The sequence below is a fragment of the Bacillaceae bacterium S4-13-56 genome, from assembly GCA_040191315.1.
In the GTDB taxonomy this organism is placed as follows: Bacteria; Bacillota; Bacilli; order Bacillales; family JAWJLM01; genus JAWJLM01.
The window spans coordinates 169855-189954 of sequence record JAWJLM010000001.1 but is presented as its reverse complement, the minus strand read 5'-3'; the positions used below and the strand labels follow the sequence as shown (position 1 = coordinate 189954).

The window sequence follows — 20100 nt, the reverse complement described above, 5'->3', positions numbered from 1 at the left end:
GTTCCACTTCTACTATATTCATGGACTGATGAGATATTCCTTTTTATTATGAATGAATTTTCCGAAAAATTCAATTATTTTCTATTCTATGACAAAAAGATGATCATCATTAATTAAAATTCTATCAATTTGTTTGGCTAACCCTGTTTTATTGTCAACGTCTACAAGTATTGCACTTAATTGCGTTGCAGGATCTTTAGATACATCAAACCGAACAGGGAGACTAGTTTGGAATTTACGAATAACTGATTCGCGGTCCACACCTAAGATACCATTATAAGGTCCTGTCATCCCTACATCTGTAATATAGGCGGTACCATGAGGAAGTACGCGTTCATCAGCGGTCTGAACATGTGTATGAGTACCCACTACAGCACTAACTTTTCCGTCTAAATGCCAACCCACTGCTAGTTTTTCGCTTGTTGCCTCCGCATGAAAATCAACAAAGATAATATTAGTTTGTTTTTTAGCTTCTGACACTAAATGATCCATAACCTGAAACGGATCATCCAACGGTGGCATAAAGGTCCTTCCTTGCATATTGATAATAGCTACTTTCACTCCCTGAACAGATGTAATTAACATTCCTTGACCTGGAGTATCCTTTGGAAAGTTTGCTGGTCGAATCATTCGGTTAGCATCATCAATAAAATCAAAAATTTCTTTATTATCCCAGGTATGATTTCCTAAAGTAATGACATCTGCTCCCCATTCCATTAGCTGCTTATAGATTTTTTCAGTAATCCCTTTTCCATTTGCTGAATTTTCCCCGTTTATAATGGTGAGGTCTGGATGGTATTTATTTTTTAAACGACCTAGGTAGTTTTGGATCATATCACGTCCAGGAGATCCATATACATCCCCAACAAATAATATTTTCATGTTATTTAATCCTTTCTCTTAAATCTTTAGGATGACTTTCTATTTTATATGATGTCACAGTGTCTATTCCCTTGTCAAAATAGAAAAAGTGGCCAAAAATGGCCACTTTTTCTATTTTGCATATTCAACAGCTCGAGTCTCTCTTATCACAGTCACCTTTATATGTCCTGGATAATCTAACTCTGATTCAATTCGATTGCGAATATCACGAGCTAAGCTTAAGGCTTCAAGGTCATCAATTTCATCAGGCTTAACCATGATTCTAACTTCACGACCTGCTTGGATAGCAAAGGATTTTTCGACCCCTTCATACCCATCTGAAATTTCTTCAAGCTTTTCTAACCTCTTAATGTAATTCTCTAAGGTTTCGCTTCTAGCTCCTGGACGAGCAGCAGACAACGCATCTGCAGCTGCTACAAGTACAGATATAATTGAAGTAGGTTCTTCGTCTCCATGGTGTGAAGCAATCGCATTAACTACAACTGGATGCTCCTTATATTTCGTTGCAAGTTCAACACCTATCTCAACGTGACTTCCTTCGACTTCATGATCAATTGCCTTTCCTATGTCATGGAGAAGACCAGCTCGTCTAGCAAGTGTTTCATCTTCCCCTAGCTCTGCAGCAAGTAATCCAGATAAATAGGCGACTTCCACAGAATGCTTTAATACATTTTGACCATAACTTGTACGATACTTTAATCGTCCTAAAATCTTAATTAAGTCAGGATGTAACCCATGTACTCCCACTTCAAATGTTGTTTGCTCTCCCATTTCACGGATATATTCATCCACTTCTCGTCGAGATTTTTCAACCATTTCTTCAATACGCGCAGGGTGAATTCGTCCATCTTGGACAAGTTTTTCAAGAGCAATTCTTGCTATTTCTCTGCGAACTGGATCAAATCCAGATAAAATAACCGCTTCAGGAGTATCATCAATAATTAGGTCAATTCCTGTTAAGGTTTCTAATGTCCGGATGTTACGTCCTTCTCTACCAATGATTCGACCTTTCATTTCATCGTTAGGAAGGTTCACAACAGAAACAGTAGTTTCGGCAACGTGGTCAGCAGCACAACGCTGTAATGCAAGAGATAAAATGTTTTTTGCTCTTTTATCTGCTTCTTCTTTCGCACGGTTTTCCGTTTCTTTAATCATTACAGCAGTTTCATGGGACAATTCTTTCTCTACCCGCTCTAAAATAACTTGTTTAGCTTGGTCGGATGTATAGCCGGATACACGCTCTAACTCCGCTTGTTGCTTTTCTAACACGGCTCCCACTTTGCTTTCCATTTCTTCAATTTGTTGTTGTTTTTCTGCTAAGGAGTTTTCTTTCCTTTCTAACATGAGTTCACGCTTATCGAGTGTCTCACCTTTGCGGTCTAGATTCTCTTCTTTCTGCATCATACGACTTTCTTGCTTTTGAAGTTCCATACGACGTTCACGAAGTTCTTGTTCAGCTTCTTGACGAAAACGATGGTTAGCGTCCTTTGCCTCTAATAACGCTTCTTTCTTAGCTGCTTCAGCATTTCTTCGTCCATCTTCTACAATTTGCTTCGCTAATTGCTCAGCACTAGAAATCTTCGCCTCGGCAATGGATTTACGAATCAGATAACCAACAACAATACCGACGATTAGGGCAAGCAAAATGGAGATGATTAGTGTTAGCATGTCTTCCATGACTTCACCTCCTCTTGCTATCAACTTTTTAAAATTTCATGTCTGTCGGCATGTACAACTTTCATTTTCAGACATACACATTTCATAATTATCGGAATAAAGAAAAATGAAATTATACATGTTAATTTTAAGCTTGTACTATAACATTGTCAAGGAATGGTCGAAAAAGGGAAAAGAAAGAAGAAAAAAATGGAGACAATAAATAAACATCCTCCTACTCATTCATTTTAAGTAAGAGGATGTCCTTATTAAACGTCTAGTAATTGTTGGTCTTCTTCTGCCTTGACTTCTGCTTCTTGATCTAAATTATAGTGTTTTCTTATTGCAAGATAAATCTCTTCAGCAATATCACCATTTTCTTTTAAGAATTGCTTAGAATTTTCTCTACCTTGCCCAAGACGTTCGCCTTTGTAGGAATACCATGCTCCACTCTTTTCGACAACATCAAGGTCGGCGCCAATATCAAGAAGCTCGCCTTCTCTTGAGATTCCTTCTCCATACATGATATCAATTTCTGCTTGTTTAAATGGTGGAGCTACTTTATTCTTAACTACTTTAACCTTCGTTCTATTACCAACCATGTCGTTACCTATTTTTAGTGCTTCAGCACGACGTACTTCTAAACGTACTGTTGAGTAGAATTTTAGCGCGCGTCCGCCAGGAGTTATTTCAGGGTTCAGATTTGTTATCATAAGGCTTTTTATCCTTACTTCTGTATGTTTCCACACAGCTCAGCATATCTTTTCACCCACACCAAAGTGTTAGGGTGGAGCGGCCTCTTGGATCCATTATAGTCTACGTTATAGTAGGTTCAGAATCTATGCGTTGCCCCTGACCAGCATTTTAGTGCTAGCCTTCGGTTCGGGTTGCCATATACTCATGTTACTTAGGTTTTCCCGCTTCATTCCGCTCTAATAATCCATCAGATTACTCTAAAGGACGGCAAACTGTTTAATTTTTTAAACAGCTAATTTACCAAACATAACTCCCACTTTTTCACGGATCTGGTTAATAAAGATAGCAATTGTCTTAGACTTGTTAATCGCTCCAGACAATTTACGTAAAGCTTGTGACATCAATCGTGCTTGAAGACCCACATGGGAATCTCCCATTTCGCCTTCAATTTCAGCCTTTGGAACAAGTGCTGCAACAGAGTCAATGACGATAATATCAACCGCTCCGCTACGAACAAGAGCCTCGGCAATTTCAAGTGCCTGCTCCCCTGTATCTGGTTGAGAAAGCAGAAGCTCATCAATATCAACTCCGAGCTTACTTGCATAGGCAGGATCCAAAGAATGTTCAGCATCTATAAATGCGGCTTGTCCACCTTTTTTTTGTGCCTCCGCAATGGCATGAAGAGCAACTGTTGTTTTACCAGAGGATTCTGGTCCATAGATTTCCACAACTCTTCCTCGTGGATATCCTCCAACACCTAACGCCACATCCAATGCTAGTGACCCACTAGGCACAGTTGAAACACGCTGCTCTGCGCGCTCCCCTAGTTTCATTACGGATCCTTTGCCGAACTGTTTTTCTATCTGGCGTAACGCCATATCAAGAGCTTGTTTACGATCACTCAAATTATTCTCCCCTTTCTATCAAACTACTCCTATCATATACTTTTTTTAAAAAATTGCCAACCAAATTACCGAATGAACGTTCTGTTATATTTCAGAAAAAAAACCTTAGAAAATTAAATTTTCTTCTAAGGATTTTCTATTTTTTATCTTTTTTTATCGCCAAGTTTTTGAATTTCATGAAAAATTAATTCATATCCTTTTTTCACAGAAAGTTCTCGAATATTTTCCCGACTTCCATGAAATAAAAAGGAAAACACTTCTGCTTCATTATCTGCGACTTTCACGCCAATATAAACAGTTCCTGCTGGCTTTCCTTCTGACGAAGTTGGGCCAGCCTCTCCCGTAAAGCTAATAGCAATATCTGAGCCGGTGATTTTCTGAACATTGTTGACCATTGCATTGGCACATTCTTCGCTAACTGTCCCATATTTCTCGATTAAATCCTTTGGAATGTTCAATAAGTTTTGTTTAGAAACACGACTATAAGATACAATACCTCCATGGCAGGCCTTAGAAGCACCTGGTACTTGGATTAACCCCTCTATAAATAATCCGCCAGTGAGACTCTCTGCAGCTGAAATCATCCAATTCTTTCGAACGAGATTTTCAATGATCACTTCAGGTAGGTTCAACTCATCTTCTCCATAATGAAATTCACCAACAATGTCTCGTAATTTATGTTCCGTTTCTAGTATTAATTGGTTAGCATCATATAAAGTGGAAGCTCTAGCAGTTATCCGCAATGCCACTTCTCCCGTTTGGGCTAAAGGGGCTATGGTTGGATTGGATTGCTGTTTCAATAATTCATCTACTCGAGCTGCTAAATCTGCCTCTCCTATTCCTACAAAGCGCAACATCTTGGACTGAATAATTTGGTCTAAAGATAGTTCAGTTTTTAAGAAAGGAAGAATTTTATCACCTAACAAATGCTTCATTTCTTTTGGGACACCAGGTAATAAAATCCAATAAACACTTTTATCAGAAACAACTATTCCTGGAGCTATGCCAACATCATTTGTAAATACTTTTGCATTCTTAAAAACCCTAGCTTGCTTTTCATTATTTGAAGTATAGTTACGATTTCGTTTTGATAAAATCTCCTTAGCTTTTTCTACAGTTTCTTCATGGATGATAATCTCTTGATTAATAATAGGCTGCAATGCTTCCCTTGTGAGATCATCATCTGTTGGCCCTAAGCCACCAGTGACAATAACAAGATTGGATCGCTCACTTGCTTGTTTAAAAACTTTCCTAACTCTATCCAAGTTATCTCCAACAACCTGATGAAAAAAAACTGAAATCCCGTACTTTGCCAACTGTTCTGAGATCCAAGTAGCATTCGTATTATCTATTTGTCCTAGCAGTAGCTCTGTGCCTACTGCAATAATCTCTGCATTCCACTTATTTTCACTCATTTAGAATTCCTCATAACATGCCAATTCTTTTTGAAATAATCCCACCCCGACACAACAGTGATAATTAAAGCAGCATATAAAGCAATTTCACCGAATGGGAATCCCAAATATGAGAATGGAAAGTTATGTAAAAGCAAGGCTGATATAGCAATGATTTGAATCCATGTTTTTAATTTCCCCATCTGACTAGCTGCTAGTACAATCCCTTCTCCTGCCGCAACAAGACGAAGTCCTGTAACAGCAAACTCTCTGCTAATAATAATAATAACAATCCAAGCAGATGCTAAATCCATCTCAACTAATAAAATAAGTGCTGCCGATACAAGTAGTTTATCTGCAAGTGGATCTAGGAATTTCCCTAAATTAGTAACAAGTTTGTATTTTCTAGCATAGTGCCCATCTACCCAGTCAGTAACAGACGCTACAATAAATAAAAGGGCAGCCACAAAATCAATAACTGGAAGCTCGTTTTCACCGATCGACCAAGTGCCCCAGTCCAAAGGAAGAGATAATAGTAGAATAAATATAGGAATAAGTAAAATTCGTGAGATCGTAATACGATTTGGAATATTCAATGAACTTCCTCCTTAACATTATGTAATACAAAACCCTTGCCACTTATATTGTAGCAAGGGAACATGTTTCAAGCAAAGAAAATCAAAACTTTTATTGGGCTTTTGTAATTTCAATCCACTGATGTTCATTCCCTGGAATCGTTGGATCAATCGGAAATTCAATGGTTTCTCCATTAACAATTAAATGAAGAGCTTTGGCATTCCCAACATTGATGATCACTTTTTCTTCACCACTAGCATCGAGGGTTTGAGGAGAATTTTCCTTCCTTAAATTTCTCGCTGGGTTGCTAAAGAGCACCGCGCCTTTGCCATTTTCGACATCAATGTAGGTTTCCGCGTTAGCATCCTCAACATTTAACTCAATGAGAATTTGATCACCCTGAACGAGCTCATACTTGTGATAAAGACTATCCTCTGTTCCTGGTTCAACCAATTGTATAGTAGGCTCTGATTCTTCTTCAGGTATATTTTCTGGCTGGTCAACATCTTCTTCGGGAATCTCTTGGTTATTAATCTCTCCTGTATTATTCGCATTGTTTCTATCTGGCTCATCAGGTAATATTACTTCATTGTTCCCATTAATTTCATTTTGAGGTTGTTCACTATTATTTTTTTCCAACATTTGTGTGTAGAAATACCAAGCGAACACGATAATACCAATAATTAAGATTGTAACAATAATTTTTGGAAATACGGAAAAAACAGCTGAGGTACGATTAGAACTATTTGAATGATGACTTTGAACACGGGAATAATTCACGTATTCTTCATTAGATGGAGGAGGAATCTCACTTTTATAGTCATCTAATACCTCAGTAGGATCTAAGTCTACAACTTCAGCATATTGACGAATAAATGCTCTGGTATAGAATTGCCCAGGCATTACACTAAAGTCACCTTTTTCGATAGCCTGTAAATACCTTTTTTGTATTTTAGTCTTTTCTTGAATATCTTCAAGGGTGAGTCCTTTGGCTTCCCGAGCTTCTTTAAGCTTTATTCCAATTTCCATTCATAACACCATCCATTTTTAAAAATCAAACATGGAGAATCCTTCACTCTCAGAAAATTCTGGCTTTTCAACTGTATCATACACAATCTCTTCCTCATTATCATTTCGAAGTTCGATAATGTAGTCAAAATCTTCTAATGTATATTCTGTTTCACGAACAAAAATATCAGGATGCTCCACGACTTTCGTAGCTGGAAGGCGCATTATTTCTCTAACCAACTGCCAATGTTTTTCGTTAGCTCTTCTCGTAGAAACTATTCCATCAATTATGAAAAGATTGTCATCACTATACTCATCTTCAATGAGTTGACTTCGAACTGTTTGTTTTAGCAATGTACTAGAAACAAAAAGCCATCGTTTATTTGCACAAACACTTGCAGCTACCACGGATTCAGTCTTTCCTACACGAGGCATTCCTCTAATACCTATTAATTTATGCCCATCCTTTTTAAATAACTCGGCCATAAAATCGACAAGCAATCCTAACTCGTCTCTAACAAAACGAAAGGTCTTTTTGTCATCTACATCACTATGTATATATCTCCCATGCCTTACAGCTAAACGATCTCTAACTTTAGGTTTCCTTAATTTTGTAATTTTAATCGTATCCATTGTCTGTAAGATGGATTGAAGTCTTTTAATTTGGTCGTTATTCTTACATAAAAGAAGGAGTCCACGTCGGCTATTTTCTACTCCATTAATTGAAATAATGTTTATGGATAGCATACCTAACAATGAAGCAATGTCACCGAGTAGCCCAGGACGATTGTGCTGTATTTCATATTCTAAATACCATTCAATTTTTTTCATAAACAACTCCTTCCTTTAAGTGGATGATAATACTCAGTTCTATAATAAATGATTTTACCCTTTTCGAAAAGGTTATTTAAGCAAACTTTAGTCAAATTCAACATTTCAGTTAAAAAAATATGAAAAGTATCATTATAAAGGAAAACAAGGGGAGAAAGTCCCCTTGTTTACTTCGCGCCTTCATTTTGAACTAGCTTTACCATAGCGTTAGCAATGGCATGTTGCTCATCTTTGCTCGCTGCATTCCAAAGTTCCTTGATAATAGCTTCTTGCTCATTTTTGGCATCGACAGATTTTGATAAGTAATCTCCAATTTCATACGCTACATTTTCGATTACTTTTTGATCCATACCTTCGCCTTCAGCTTGATGCAAGCGATCTCCAAGAAAGTCTTTCCATGTTTCAAAGTTGTCAAGAACAGACATTTTATTTCCCTCCTTCAGAAAACTTACAGTTCTAGTTTCTGAAGAAGGGCGTTAAATTATTCATTAATTATTAGGTCCAACCACCATCAACTTTTAGAATTTGGCCATGGATATATTGTGACTCTTCACTTATCAGAAATTTTACTACATTACTCACTTCTTCAGTACTTCCAATCCTGCCCAATGAAATGGAATCTTCCGCCACTTCCTTCTCATAGTCTTGTAAATGAGCATTCATCTTCGTTTCAATCCAACCAGGAGCAATACTATTCACTCGAATATTTGACTTGCCCACTTCTTTCGATAAGGCACGAGTAAAAGCATTTTGAGCGCCTTTAAAGGAAGAGTAAATAGTTTCAAAACTGGCACCTACCTCTCCCCATACAGAACTAATAAAGATAATATTTCCTGCTTGTTTTCGAATCATATGAGGCATGAGACTCTGTAAAACGATCCACGGGCCTTTAAGGTGAATCTTATACAAATCATCCATAACTTGCAAAGAGCTGTCTTGAAATAACTTTTCGTAGGATATTCCATTTGCAAATACGACACCCTCAGGAGTAACACTTAATTTTTCCAAAAGTTGTTGAACGCTGCTCTCATCTCTAAAATCAGCTTTTAAAGTTTGTAAAATTTGATTTGGAAAACCATCTTTTAGTTCCTGAATTCGAGCTTCATTTTGGAAGTAGTGCAGGACAAGTTCATAATTCGATGAAAGAAGCTTTTGAGCAATGGAATATCCCAGATCACCACTTGCTCCGCAAATTAAAACCTTTTTATTCCCCATCTACGCCTATCCCTTCGCTTTCACATAAGATACTGCCATTTGATTTTCATCAATCCATTCTGATAAAAAATCTTCCACTTCCTGCTTTTGAAGTGACTCGATAGTAGGCAACACCTCAAAAAAGTCAAATCCCAATTGCTCATATTGGATATACTGCTGGGAAATGAATTCGAGAGAGTTCATGGACCTTAATAAATGACCTATTCTCTTTCGCTTCATTCTGGTGAATTCTTCATCACTAAATTTGCCGTTTTTTAATTCAAAAAGCATTTCTTTTATTCGATTAGCCAATTCTTCAGGATTTTCGGAATTTCCACCAAGTAAACTAAACCCATAATCTAAATCAAGCATCGTTTCAAAATGAAAGCTTCCATCAATCAACTGCTCATCATACAATTTCTGATAGTAATCCCCACTTTTCGAGAAATAATGATCTAGAATCATGGAAAGCATTTGCTCATTTTTTAGCCAGTTATCTTTATTTAGTCTGCTTTTCTTCTCCTTAATCCCAACCATAACTTTTTCTATGGAGACAGGCATTTGTATCGTATTTTCCTTTTTAAAAACTGGATCTGGTTCATCAGGCAAGAAACGTTGAACTTCCTCTTGTTTTTCAAAGGTTTTGTTAGACTGATTATCTTTAATTAGTTTCATCATTTTTTCAGGATCAAACGGACCTGTAGCAAAAAAGATCATGTTCGATGGATGATAGAACGTGTAATAGCAAGTGTAAAGATCTTCTTTTGTTATTTTGTCAATCGAGTCCACCGTCCCAGCTATGTCAATTCTGACAGGATGTTCTTTGTACATGGTTTGTATAATTCCGAAGAAGGCTCTCCAGTCCGGTTGGTCATCGTACATTTTAATTTCCTGACCAATGATCCCCTTTTCTTTCTCAACTGACTGGTCTGAAAAATACGGATCTTGAACAAAATCCAAAAGAGTATTTATATTTTCATCTATATTAGTGGTAGCCGAAAAAAGATAGGCAGTCTTATTAAACGATGTAAAAGCATTTGCTGAGGCTCCCTGCTTTGTAAAATCCTGAAAAACATCTCTATCTTCTTTTTCAAATAGCTTATGCTCCAAAAAATGGGCAATCCCCTCTGGTACTGTTACTTTATCATTTTGATCAATTGGTACAAAAGATAAATCGTTGGACCCGTATTTGGTTTGAAAGATGCTAAAGGTTTTCGCCATATCTGGCTTAGGTAAAAGAACAACCTTAAGCCCATTATCGAGAATTTCTTCATAAATCGTTTCATGTAATCCCTCAATATTTCTTTTTTCCATTACTTCTCCCCCCTTGCTGCTGTTAAAATATAAGTCGTATCTTTTTCTACTTGTTTAGCTACATTTGTGACTTGCTTTTTTTGCACAGATTCGATTTTTTCAATCATTTCTTCAACTGAAATCCTTTTTCCTGAGATGACTTGGTGATACAAAACTTCAATAATACCTTGAGCCTGATCAAAAGTCTCAGATATTTGGCTTTTAACCAAGCTTTTTGTTTCTTCCAGCTGTTCTTTAGTGAAATTTCCTTTTTTCATTTCTTCAAGTTGTTCATCAATAATAGTTTCCGCTTGTTCTAGTTTATCTGGAGCTACCCCGCTAAATACCAATAAAAGTCCTTTATGGCTTTCAAAGCGTGAGGAAGCATAATAAGCTAGACTATGTTTTTCTCTCACATTCATAAACAGTTTAGAACTCGGAAATCCACCAAATAGACCATTGAACACCTGTAGGACATAATAATTTTCATCCTTAAAGGTGATAGGCGTTCGATAACCAATATGGAGCTTTGCCTGTTGAACGTCATCTTCTTCGATAACCTTTTGAAAATCTCTCTGGTCAGAAAGATTGTTTTCTTGGACACTTCTTACAGAAGAAGAAACACTTCTTGAAAATAAGTCATCTATTAAGGTTCTAATTTCTTCAACTTCCCGATGTCCGACAAAGTAAATATCCATTTCGTCCTCACTAATCATTGATTGATAATTTTCATAAAGGTTTTTGCCATTAATATTGGATAAATCCTCTTCATACCCTTGTACATGCAGGGAATAGGGATCATTTTCAAACATAATATCCAATAATCGCATATTCGCTAAACTCATCTTATCATCTTTAATAGATTGGATTTTGGCTACCATGTTTTTCTTTTCACGTTCCACTATTTGGTCTGGAAAAGATTGATTTTCAACATTAGGCTGAAAGATAATTTCCTTTAATAAATTTAAAGCATCCTCCAATAAATTGGATTCATTTTGGATGTAAGTGTCATTAGGAAGCTCCAATCTTATACTTAGAATATGATTATTTCCTTTTTTTGAACTATCAATACTTAAGACAGCTCCATACAAATAATCTAATGCTCTACGTAAATCCAAGGAAGAAGGGTAGTTGATCGTACCTTTATCTAATATAGATGACAATAGGGCTCGCTTAGAAATAGTTTCTCTATCTAATGAAGAACGAAATTTTACGACAATTGTATTTGTTTTAAATTTTTTAGTGGGAATAAAATGTAAACGAAAACCTTTTCTTTCTTCCCAAGTTTCTTGAATCTTTCCCATATAATCCCTCCGAAAATGTATTTTCCTCCCTTTACTTTACCCTAAAAGAAAGAAGATTAAAAATGACATGCAAAAAATCCTCCTCAAACATATTTGTTGAGAAGGATTTTTTTGTTTTAACGACTGCCCTTTACATAGGAGGTACCCAGTGCTTTTGGAGGAGTAGCTCTCCCTATGAAACCAGTTAAAGCTAGAATGGTTAGCAAATAAGGAGCTATCGTAATAAATACTGATGGAACGTTTTCCAAAAATGGAATGCTTGTGCTCACAACAGCTAAACTTTGAGCAAACCCAAAGAAAATAGCTGCTCCCATAGCTCCTAATGGATGCCACTTTCCAAAAATAACGGCTGCAAGTGACATGAAGCCTTGACCAACAATGGTACTATGGGAAAATTCATGAGCGATTGTTAGAGCATAAACAGAACCACCAAGTCCTCCCATAAAACCAGAAATCATAACACCAATATAGCGAATTCGATTAACATTTATACCATTTGTATCAGCTGCCATAGGATGTTCCCCTACTGAACGAAGTCTAAGTCCAAATGGTGTTTTAAACAAAACAAACCAAGCAAGGACTGCAACGATTATGGCAACGTAAGAAGTAAGGAACCATTTTTGAAAAAGGATTGGACCAATAATTGGAATGTCACTTAGAAAAGGTACAGTTGTTGTATAAAATGGTTCAGAGATTGAACCTGTTTGACCTCTTCCAAACCACTGTTTCGTTAAAAACAAGCCTAATCCAAGAGCAAGGAAGTTAATGGCTACCCCGCTGACCACGTGGTCTGCACGAAATGTGATAGAAGCCACGGCATGGATAATAGAAAATAGGGACGAGACAATAGCTGCAACTAAAATCGAAATCCAAGGAGTAGCTGCGCCAAAGGTATCAGCAAAAAAGATGTTAAAGACAACTCCAACGAATGCCCCCATTACCATAAGACCTTCAAGGCCAATATTTACTACACCAGATCGTTCACTAAAAACTCCACCGATTGCTGTAAAAATGAGGGGTGCTGCGAAAAACATGGCTAATGGAATCATAGATGTTAAAGTATCTAGAAAACCCATCTTACTTCCCCTCCTTCTTGAACTTTAGTAAATACCAACGAATGATATAGCTAGAAGCCACAAAGAAAATAATGAGTGCAATAACTATTTCAACTAACTCAGACGGCACTCCAGCCCCCATAGGCATATTAAGTGCACCTTGCTTTAATACCCCGAATAATAAAGCAGATAATACGACACCAATAGCCGTACTGCCTCCTAATAAGGCAACAGCAATTCCATCAAATCCAATGTTCGTAAATCCAGACTTGATCGACATGTATTCAAAAGTACCTAACCCTTCCATAGCACCTGCAACTCCAGCAAAGGCTCCGGATATAACCATAGCTAATATTATATTACGCTTAACATTCATTCCAGCATAATTGGATGCATGTTGGTTAAACCCAACAGAGCGCAGCTCATAGCCAGTTTTCGTTTTTTCAAGCAAGAACCACATGATACCAGCGGCTATAAGGGCTACAAAAATACCCATATGCAATCTTGAATGGTCAGTTAAATCAATAAGCCATTGTGCTCTTAACGATGCAGTCTCTGCGATTTTTTCCGTTTTATCCTGGTTGTCCGTTAATACAGAGCGAATCATTTCATTACTAATGTGTAAAGCAATATAGTTCATCATAATAGATACAATTACTTCGTGAACACCAAATCTTGCTTTAAGAAAACCTGGTACAAATCCCCATAATCCACCTGCAATTACAGCAGCTAAAATGGCTAATGGGACATGAATAAAGGATGGAGCATTGATTGCTGTACCAACCCAAACGGATGCCACCCAACCAACAAAAACTTGCCCTTCCACTCCAATATTAAAAAGACCTGTTCTAAAAGCAAAAGCAACCGCCAAACCTGATAGAATATAAGGAGTCACTTGGCGCAAAGTTTCACCTAACCAATAGGAATCACCAAAAGCACCATTCCATAATGCAGTGTATCCTTTAATCGGATTGTAATCAAAAACCAACATAATGATAGCTCCTGCGATTAAGCCAAAAAGCACAGAAATAACAGGGATCAAAACATTTGTTAAGCGACTATTCATTCTGCTTCACCTACTTTCTGCTTTTTACTACCTGCCATAAGTAGGCCTAATTCTTGTTCATCTGTTTCGTTTGGTTTGACTTCTGCAACAATTTTTCCATCAAACATAACCGCTATACGGTCACTCACATTCATAATCTCATCTAACTCAAAAGACACAAGGAGTACGGCTCTTCCTTTATCACGTTCATCAATAAGTCTCTTATGAATAAATTCAATTGCTCCCACATCTAGTCCTCTAGTTGGTTGTGCTGCAATCAATAACTCAGGAGATCGATCAACTTCGCGAGCGATGATCGCTTTCTGCTGATTCCCCCCAGATAACGAGCGTGCTAATGTATACTCACTAGGTGTTCTAATGTCGAATTCTTCGATTAAAGATTTTGCCTTCTTATATATTTCTTTAAAGTTTAAAACACCCATACTATTCGAGAACGGTTTTTGATAATACGTTTGTAAAACCATATTCTCTCCAATAGGAAAATCAAGGACTAGGCCATATTTATGACGGTCTTGTGGAATATGAGATACCCCGGATTCTGTCACTTTTCTTGGAGACATATTCGTTATGTTCTTTTCTTTCAATTCAATGGTACCAGACTCTGCTCTCCGCAGACCGGTAATAGCTTCAATAAGTTCTGTTTGTCCATTACCATCTACACCAGCTATCCCGACAATTTCCCCAGCACGTAGGTTTAGATTTAAGCCTTTAACCATTTCAACACCACGTGAATCTTTTACTTTTAAATTAGTAATTGACAACACATTATCCTTTGGGTCTGATGATTTCTTTTCTGTTTTAAAACTAACTTCTCGGCCAACCATTAATGAAGCAAGCTCTGTAACATTTGTTTCGGAAACATTCATTGTACCGATCCCAACACCTTTTCGAATGACAGTACATCGATCACAGGACTCCATTATTTCTTTTAATTTATGGGTAATTAATATAATTGATTTTCCTTCTTTTATTAATGACTTCATAATTTGAGTAAGCTCTTTAATTTCTTGAGGGGTAAGAACGGCAGTCGGTTCATCCAAGATCAGAATATCCGCTCCTCGATAAAGGGTTTTCAATATTTCAACTCGTTGCTGCATCCCAACTGAAATGTCTTGAATTTTAGCCCGAGGATCCACTTTTAACCCGTATCGTTCAGAAAGTTCCTGAACTTCTGACTCTGCTTTCTTAAGGTCTACCTTCCCGTTTTTTCTTGGTTCACTACCCAGTATAATATTTTCCGTTACTGTAAACGTTTCCACAAGCATAAAATGCTGATGTACCATTCCGATTCCAAGATCGTTAGCCACATTAGGATCGGTGATTTTTACCGGGTTCCCTTTAACTTTAATTTCCCCTTGTTCAGGTTGATATAAGCCAAAGAGGACATTCATAAGCGTTGACTTTCCTGCTCCATTTTCTCCTAGGAGCGCATGTATTTCGCCAGGTTTGACTTGAAGTGTAATATTATCATTTGCAACAATACCTGGAAATTCTTTTCTGATATTTAACATTTCAATAACGTATTCCACATGCTTCTCTCCTTTCTTTTACTAACATCATTACATGAAGAGGGCCGAAAAAACCCTTCATGTAATGATGTGATTGAGAGGTATATTAGGTAAGAAAAGGCTAGTCCACAGTAGACTAGCCTTTTTGATTACTGCCTAAAGTCCTTCGATAAAAGCATCCGCATCTTCTCTTGTAGAAGGTACTTCTACTTCACCATCAATAATTTTTTGTTGCCAATCATTTACAGCATCGATGATTTCTTGAGTCATTGCTTCAGTGTTTGTTTGAGCTACACTCACACCATTACCTTCAAGCCCATATTCGACAATTTCTCCACCAGGGAAATCACCGTTTAATGTGCGCTCAGCAATGTCTTTAACAGCTACGTCCACACGCTTAACCATGGAAGTTAAAGTTACGTTATCGTCGTCGATTTGACCTTCTTCATGTTGGTCACGATCAACACCGATTACCCAAATATTTTGATCTGGGTCACTCTTCTTACGGTCTTTCGCTTCGGCAAATACACCTGCACCAGTACCACCGGATGCATGGTAAATTACATCAATTCCACCATTGTACATATCCGCAGCAATTAATTTGCCTTTTGCAGAGTCATTAAAGGATTCTGCATATTGCACTTGAATATCAATATCAGGATTTACAGATTTAACACCTGCTCTAAAGCCGCTTTCAAACTTTTTAATTAAGTCTCCTTCAACTCCACCAACAAATCCAACTTTGTTAGATTCTGTTTTCATTGCTGCTGCAACACCAACAAGGAATGAACCTTGATGTTCTTTGAAAAGAATACTAGTAGTATTCGGCTGCTCAACAACAGAATCTACGATAGCAAAATTAGTGTCTGGAAATTGTAGCGCAATTTCGTCTACCGCGGCTGTTAATAAGTATCCAATTCCATAGATTAAGTCAAAGTCTTGACGTGCTAATTGGTTTAGGTTTGGAGCGTAGTCTTCGTCTCCACCAGATTGAACATAGTCAAATCCATTTGGACCTTGTTCAAGACCGTGTTCTGCTCCAAATTCTTGTAAACCTTCCCATGCAGATTGGTTAAAAGATTTGTCATCAACACCCCCAACGTCAGTTACCATACCAACGGTAAAGTCTGTTGCAGTATCTCCACCTTCGTTAGTACCTTCGTTTTCATTACCAGTATTATCTGTTGTGTTGTTTCCTTCGTTTGCAGCACCGTTGTTTTCTTCATCTGAAGTTCCACAAGCACCTAAAACAAGTCCCATCGTTAAAAGTAATGCAAATACAACTAAAAAACGACGTAAATTCAAAATCATAACCCCCTAAAATTATTTTTTTAAAAACTATCCTAAATGATCCAATCACACACTATCGTGAATGACCACCTCCTTTAGGTGATTAGATTCCATTTACAATCAATTCTTCTTTTTCGGTTTCCCCTAGACCCGTTTTCTTAAAACATGAAAACTAAACTTATCAGCACGGAAATAATTACTAGAGTATAATATAGGCTCATCTTCTTCTGTAAAGTGTAATTGTTTAAGAAGTAATAATGGCTGGTCTACACCACAATTTAAAATAGGCGATATTGTTTCATGAAAACCAATCGGCTCAATATAAGTCACAGCATAACTTATTCTTTTATGAGCTTCTTCCTCAATGACTTTAAAAAACGAGTCTGACTTATGTATATCGTGAATGGAAACCAAGTGAGCCGGAAATCGGTCGATACAATATACTACAGGTGTTGCATCTGCTGTTCGGACCCGTTCAACAACCGAAACCTCATCAAATTCCAATGGATGAAACCTTTTTTTATCCTCGTCATTTGCTGTAACAACCTCTGCGCTCAAGTAACGAGAACCAGCAACCATACCAATTCTCTCAATCATATTTGTTACACTATACAATTCTTCGATCCCTGACGAAAACATTGGGCGAGAATTGACGAAGGTCCCAACCCCATGCCTTCTTGTAACCACATTTTCTTCATCCAATACCCGTAACGCCTCTCTCAAAGTTGCCCTTGAGATTCCCAACATTTTAGATAAATGAAATTCAGATGGAAGTTTTTCCCCTTCCTTGTAAACGCCTTCTTCAATGTCCTTTTTTATTTGATCAATAACTTGTAGATATAAATGTCTATTATCAGGACGAATCGACATATTTCCACCTTATTTCCCTTCGACTTTAAGAGATCTGACCTCTGACGTCGACTCTTTATATTTCTGTGATAAATATACCATTAATTCATCTAGAAATAAATAGGAAGTTTTAGTTTTTACTTTTTTTCTGGTATTTGAATATCCCTTTTCCATGTTCAATAATTTATTGTTTGAATAGAGAGTGCTATTTATGCACAAAAAGACCTATCGAAAAGACAGATCTTCTTGTGATTATTTCTATAATGTTCTTTCTTCTTCTACAGATTTTGACAATAGAACTTCTCTCGGTTTGCTTCCTTCATATGGACCGACTATTCCTCTTTGTTCCATTGCATCGATTAATCGTGCTGCACGAGTATAACCAATTCTAAAGCGACGTTGAAGCATAGAAACGCTCGCTGTTTGCATTTCTAATATTAGCTCTACAGCATCTTCATATAATTCATCATCCACTTCTTCTTTTACAGCTGACTCTTCTTCTGGAATCATATCCTCTTGGTATTGTGCTTTTTGTTGCTCTATACAATGATTGACGACGCGTTCTACCTCTTCATCTGATAGAAAAGCACCTTGAACTCGGGTAGGCTTGGATATACCAACTGGCATATATAGCATATCCCCTCGTCCTAATAACTTTTCTGCTCCTCCCATGTCAAGAATGGTTCTTGAATCAGTTTGTGAAGAAACGCTAAACGCTATTCTTGATGGAATGTTAGCTTTAATGACTCCTGTTATAACATCCACAGACGGCCGCTGAGTAGCAATAATTAAATGAATACCAGCAGCACGGGCCATTTGTGCTAATCTTGTAATCGCATCCTCCACATCGTTCGAAGCAACCATCATTAAATCCGCAAGCTCGTCAACTAAAACAACAATGTAAGGAAGAGTTGGTTGTAATTCCTCTCCTTCTTCATTCCAGCGACGAATATAATTATTGTAGGCTTCAATATTTCTAGTGCCTGTTTCTGAGAAAAGATCGTATCTTCTTTCCATTTCAGACACAACCTTTTTTAATGCCCTTGAAGCTTTCTTCGGATCCGTAACCACTGGAGAAAGGAGGTGGGGAATCCCATTATATACATTAAGCTCTACCTTTTTTGGATCTATCATCATCATTTTGACCTCATGGGGCTTGGCCCTCATGAGAATACTAGTAATAATCCCATTAATACAAACACTCTTACCGCTTCCTGTAGCTCCTGCTACTAGTAAATGCGGCATTTTGTTCAATTCACCTACTACTGCATCTCCCGAAATGTCTCTGCCTAAGACAAAAGCTAACTTTGAAGTATTTTGCATCGTTTGTTGGTCTAAAACCTCTCTTAATGAAACCATAGCAACCTCTTGATTAGGTACTTCAATACCAACAGCTGATTTACCTGGAATTGGTGCTTCTATTCGTATGTCCTTTGCTGCTAGTGCTAAAGCCAGATCATCGTGAAGACCTACTATTTTACTTACCTTTACACCCATGTCAGGATAAACTTCATATTTAGTTACTGCTGGACCTACATGAACCTTTGTTACTTTAGCCTTTACTCCAAAACTTTGAAATGTTCTTTCAAGTTTTTTAACGGTTTGTTGGATGTGTGACCTTTCGTTTTGTTGGGAACTGAAGTTTGGCTCTTCTAATATTTCAAGAGGCGGGAGAATATAGTCTTCATTTTCCATTTCGGTAACAGCAGTAGAATTTGATAAATCTATAGAGTCAAACTCCTCTTTCTCATCCTGTTTTTCTCCGTCTAAACTCTTATTTCCTTGGGGCGTTTTATTATATCCCTCTGTTGTATTCATAGCATAGGCTATATCTGTAAAGTCTTGAATGATAGGCTCCTCTTCAAATGATTCATCATAAGTAGTCACCTTTTCAATTTTTGGTTCATGATTAGCCATAACTTGTTGTTTTTTCTCTTTTTGTTTTTCTGTTCGATTCGCAATTAGACTGTTTTTCTGCTCCACAATAACTTTTTTAAAAGAATTCCAATTCGATTCAATAGCTTTTCCAATGGAAAACTCAGTAAGAAATAAAACGCCTACTATTCCACCGAAAAAAGCAACAATTTTTGCCCCAGTAGAAGAAAATAAATAATAGGTAAATGTAAATAATACAGCTCCTAACATTCCGCCACCAAGATCACCTGGTGGAACTATTCCATTCGTATAAGCAGTAAATTGATTCCATGTTGCTTTTAGTAAAGAAGGTTCATATGTTTGTGTCATAATTTTTTCGTAAACTTGTATATGTGTAATAAGCAGAACACTGGTAAACAAAATGTAAAATCCAATAAGTCTTTTATGCCCGAAATTTGGTTTCCGTTGTTTTATCATGAAAAATATACCAACAAATAACATAAAAACGGAGGCAACAAAAAACCAAATTCCAAATAAAAATTGGAACCCCTCCGTTAAAAGTGCTGGAATTGCGCCTCCACTGACTGCACTCGCTCCACTGCCAAACACGGCAATGAGTATAAACAGTAATCCAATAAGCTCATTCTTAACCGAAGCTTTAAGCTTGTGTTGTTTTTTCTTTCGACTGTTTTTTCTCTTTTTAGCCATTCATTTCACC

The 20100-nt window shown here is 37.2% G+C and carries 17 protein-coding genes and 1 pseudogene; all 18 read right to left on the bottom strand.

Annotation, left to right across the window (positions count from 1 at the left end):
* Positions 1-81: 81 nt before the first annotated feature.
* The 18 genes and pseudogenes from RZN25_00950 to RZN25_00865 all read right to left on the bottom strand — a co-directional run bounded on the left by RZN25_00950 (position 82) and on the right by RZN25_00865 (position 20090).
* Positions 82-882 (bottom strand): TIGR00282 family metallophosphoesterase, encoded by an 801-nt coding sequence (locus RZN25_00950; protein ID MEQ6375401.1) that lies wholly within the window; start codon positions 880-882, stop codon positions 82-84.
* A gap of 111 nt (positions 883-993) precedes the next feature.
* On the bottom strand, positions 994-2559 hold the full coding sequence (rny, locus tag RZN25_00945) for a ribonuclease Y (GenBank protein MEQ6375400.1): 1566 nt from the start codon (positions 2557-2559) through the stop codon (positions 994-996).
* A gap of 248 nt (positions 2560-2807) precedes the next feature.
* A pseudogene (locus RZN25_00940) lies at positions 2808-3290 on the bottom strand (recombinase RecA).
* A gap of 228 nt (positions 3291-3518) precedes the next feature.
* Positions 3519-4139: a recombinase RecA gene (gene recA, locus RZN25_00935; protein ID MEQ6375399.1), complete on the bottom strand. Its 621-nt coding sequence runs from the start codon at positions 4137-4139 to the stop codon at positions 3519-3521.
* Between the two features lie 143 nt (positions 4140-4282).
* Positions 4283-5554, bottom strand: a complete 1272-nt coding sequence (locus RZN25_00930) for a competence/damage-inducible protein A (protein ID MEQ6375398.1) — start codon at positions 5552-5554, stop codon at positions 4283-4285.
* A complete protein-coding gene (pgsA, locus tag RZN25_00925; GenBank protein MEQ6375397.1) occupies positions 5551-6129 on the bottom strand; it encodes a CDP-diacylglycerol--glycerol-3-phosphate 3-phosphatidyltransferase in 579 nt (192 codons plus the stop codon). Before pgsA ends, RZN25_00930 begins: the two co-directional genes overlap by 4 nt.
* 91 nt (positions 6130-6220) lie before the next feature.
* On the bottom strand, positions 6221-7138 hold the full coding sequence (locus RZN25_00920) for a helix-turn-helix domain-containing protein (protein ID MEQ6375396.1): 918 nt from the start codon (positions 7136-7138) through the stop codon (positions 6221-6223).
* 18 nt (positions 7139-7156) lie between these two features.
* A complete protein-coding gene (locus tag RZN25_00915; GenBank protein MEQ6375395.1) occupies positions 7157-7948 on the bottom strand; it encodes a DUF3388 domain-containing protein in 792 nt (263 codons plus the stop codon).
* A 167-nt stretch (positions 7949-8115) separates the two neighbouring features.
* Entirely contained in the window at positions 8116-8373 is a 258-nt protein-coding gene (locus tag RZN25_00910) for a DUF3243 domain-containing protein (protein ID MEQ6375394.1), read from the bottom strand.
* 70 nt (positions 8374-8443) lie between these two features.
* Complete coding sequence (locus tag RZN25_00905) at positions 8444-9163, bottom strand: SDR family oxidoreductase (protein MEQ6375393.1); 720 nt, start codon at positions 9161-9163, stop codon at positions 8444-8446.
* A 6-nt stretch (positions 9164-9169) separates the two neighbouring features.
* Complete coding sequence (locus RZN25_00900; protein MEQ6375392.1) at positions 9170-10456, bottom strand: pitrilysin family protein; 1287 nt, start codon at positions 10454-10456, stop codon at positions 9170-9172.
* Positions 10456-11739, bottom strand: coding sequence for a pitrilysin family protein (locus RZN25_00895; protein ID MEQ6375391.1), 1284 nt, complete (start codon positions 11737-11739; stop codon positions 10456-10458). Before RZN25_00895 ends, RZN25_00900 begins: the two co-directional genes overlap by 1 nt.
* Before the next feature lie 116 nt (positions 11740-11855).
* Positions 11856-12815, bottom strand: a complete 960-nt coding sequence (locus RZN25_00890; GenBank protein ID MEQ6375390.1) for an ABC transporter permease — start codon at positions 12813-12815, stop codon at positions 11856-11858.
* A gap of 1 nt (position 12816) precedes the next feature.
* Positions 12817-13860 carry an ABC transporter permease gene (locus RZN25_00885; protein ID MEQ6375389.1) on the bottom strand — a complete coding sequence of 348 codons (1044 nt, stop codon included), beginning with the start codon at positions 13858-13860 and terminating at the stop codon, positions 12817-12819.
* Positions 13857-15389, bottom strand: coding sequence for an ABC transporter ATP-binding protein (locus RZN25_00880; GenBank protein MEQ6375388.1), 1533 nt, complete (start codon positions 15387-15389; stop codon positions 13857-13859). The genes RZN25_00885 and RZN25_00880 overlap by 4 nt, the downstream gene beginning before the upstream one ends.
* 135 nt (positions 15390-15524) lie before the next feature.
* The gene (locus tag RZN25_00875; protein MEQ6375387.1) at positions 15525-16673 is read right to left on the bottom strand and encodes a BMP family protein; all 1149 of its coding nucleotides are present in this window, start codon (positions 16671-16673) and stop codon (positions 15525-15527) included.
* A 129-nt stretch (positions 16674-16802) separates the two neighbouring features.
* The gene (locus RZN25_00870) at positions 16803-17528 is read right to left on the bottom strand and encodes a GntR family transcriptional regulator (GenBank protein MEQ6375386.1); all 726 of its coding nucleotides are present in this window, start codon (positions 17526-17528) and stop codon (positions 16803-16805) included.
* A 237-nt stretch (positions 17529-17765) separates the two neighbouring features.
* Positions 17766-20090, bottom strand: a complete 2325-nt coding sequence (locus tag RZN25_00865) for a DNA translocase FtsK (GenBank protein ID MEQ6375385.1) — start codon at positions 20088-20090, stop codon at positions 17766-17768.
* Positions 20091-20100 lie beyond the last annotated feature (10 nt).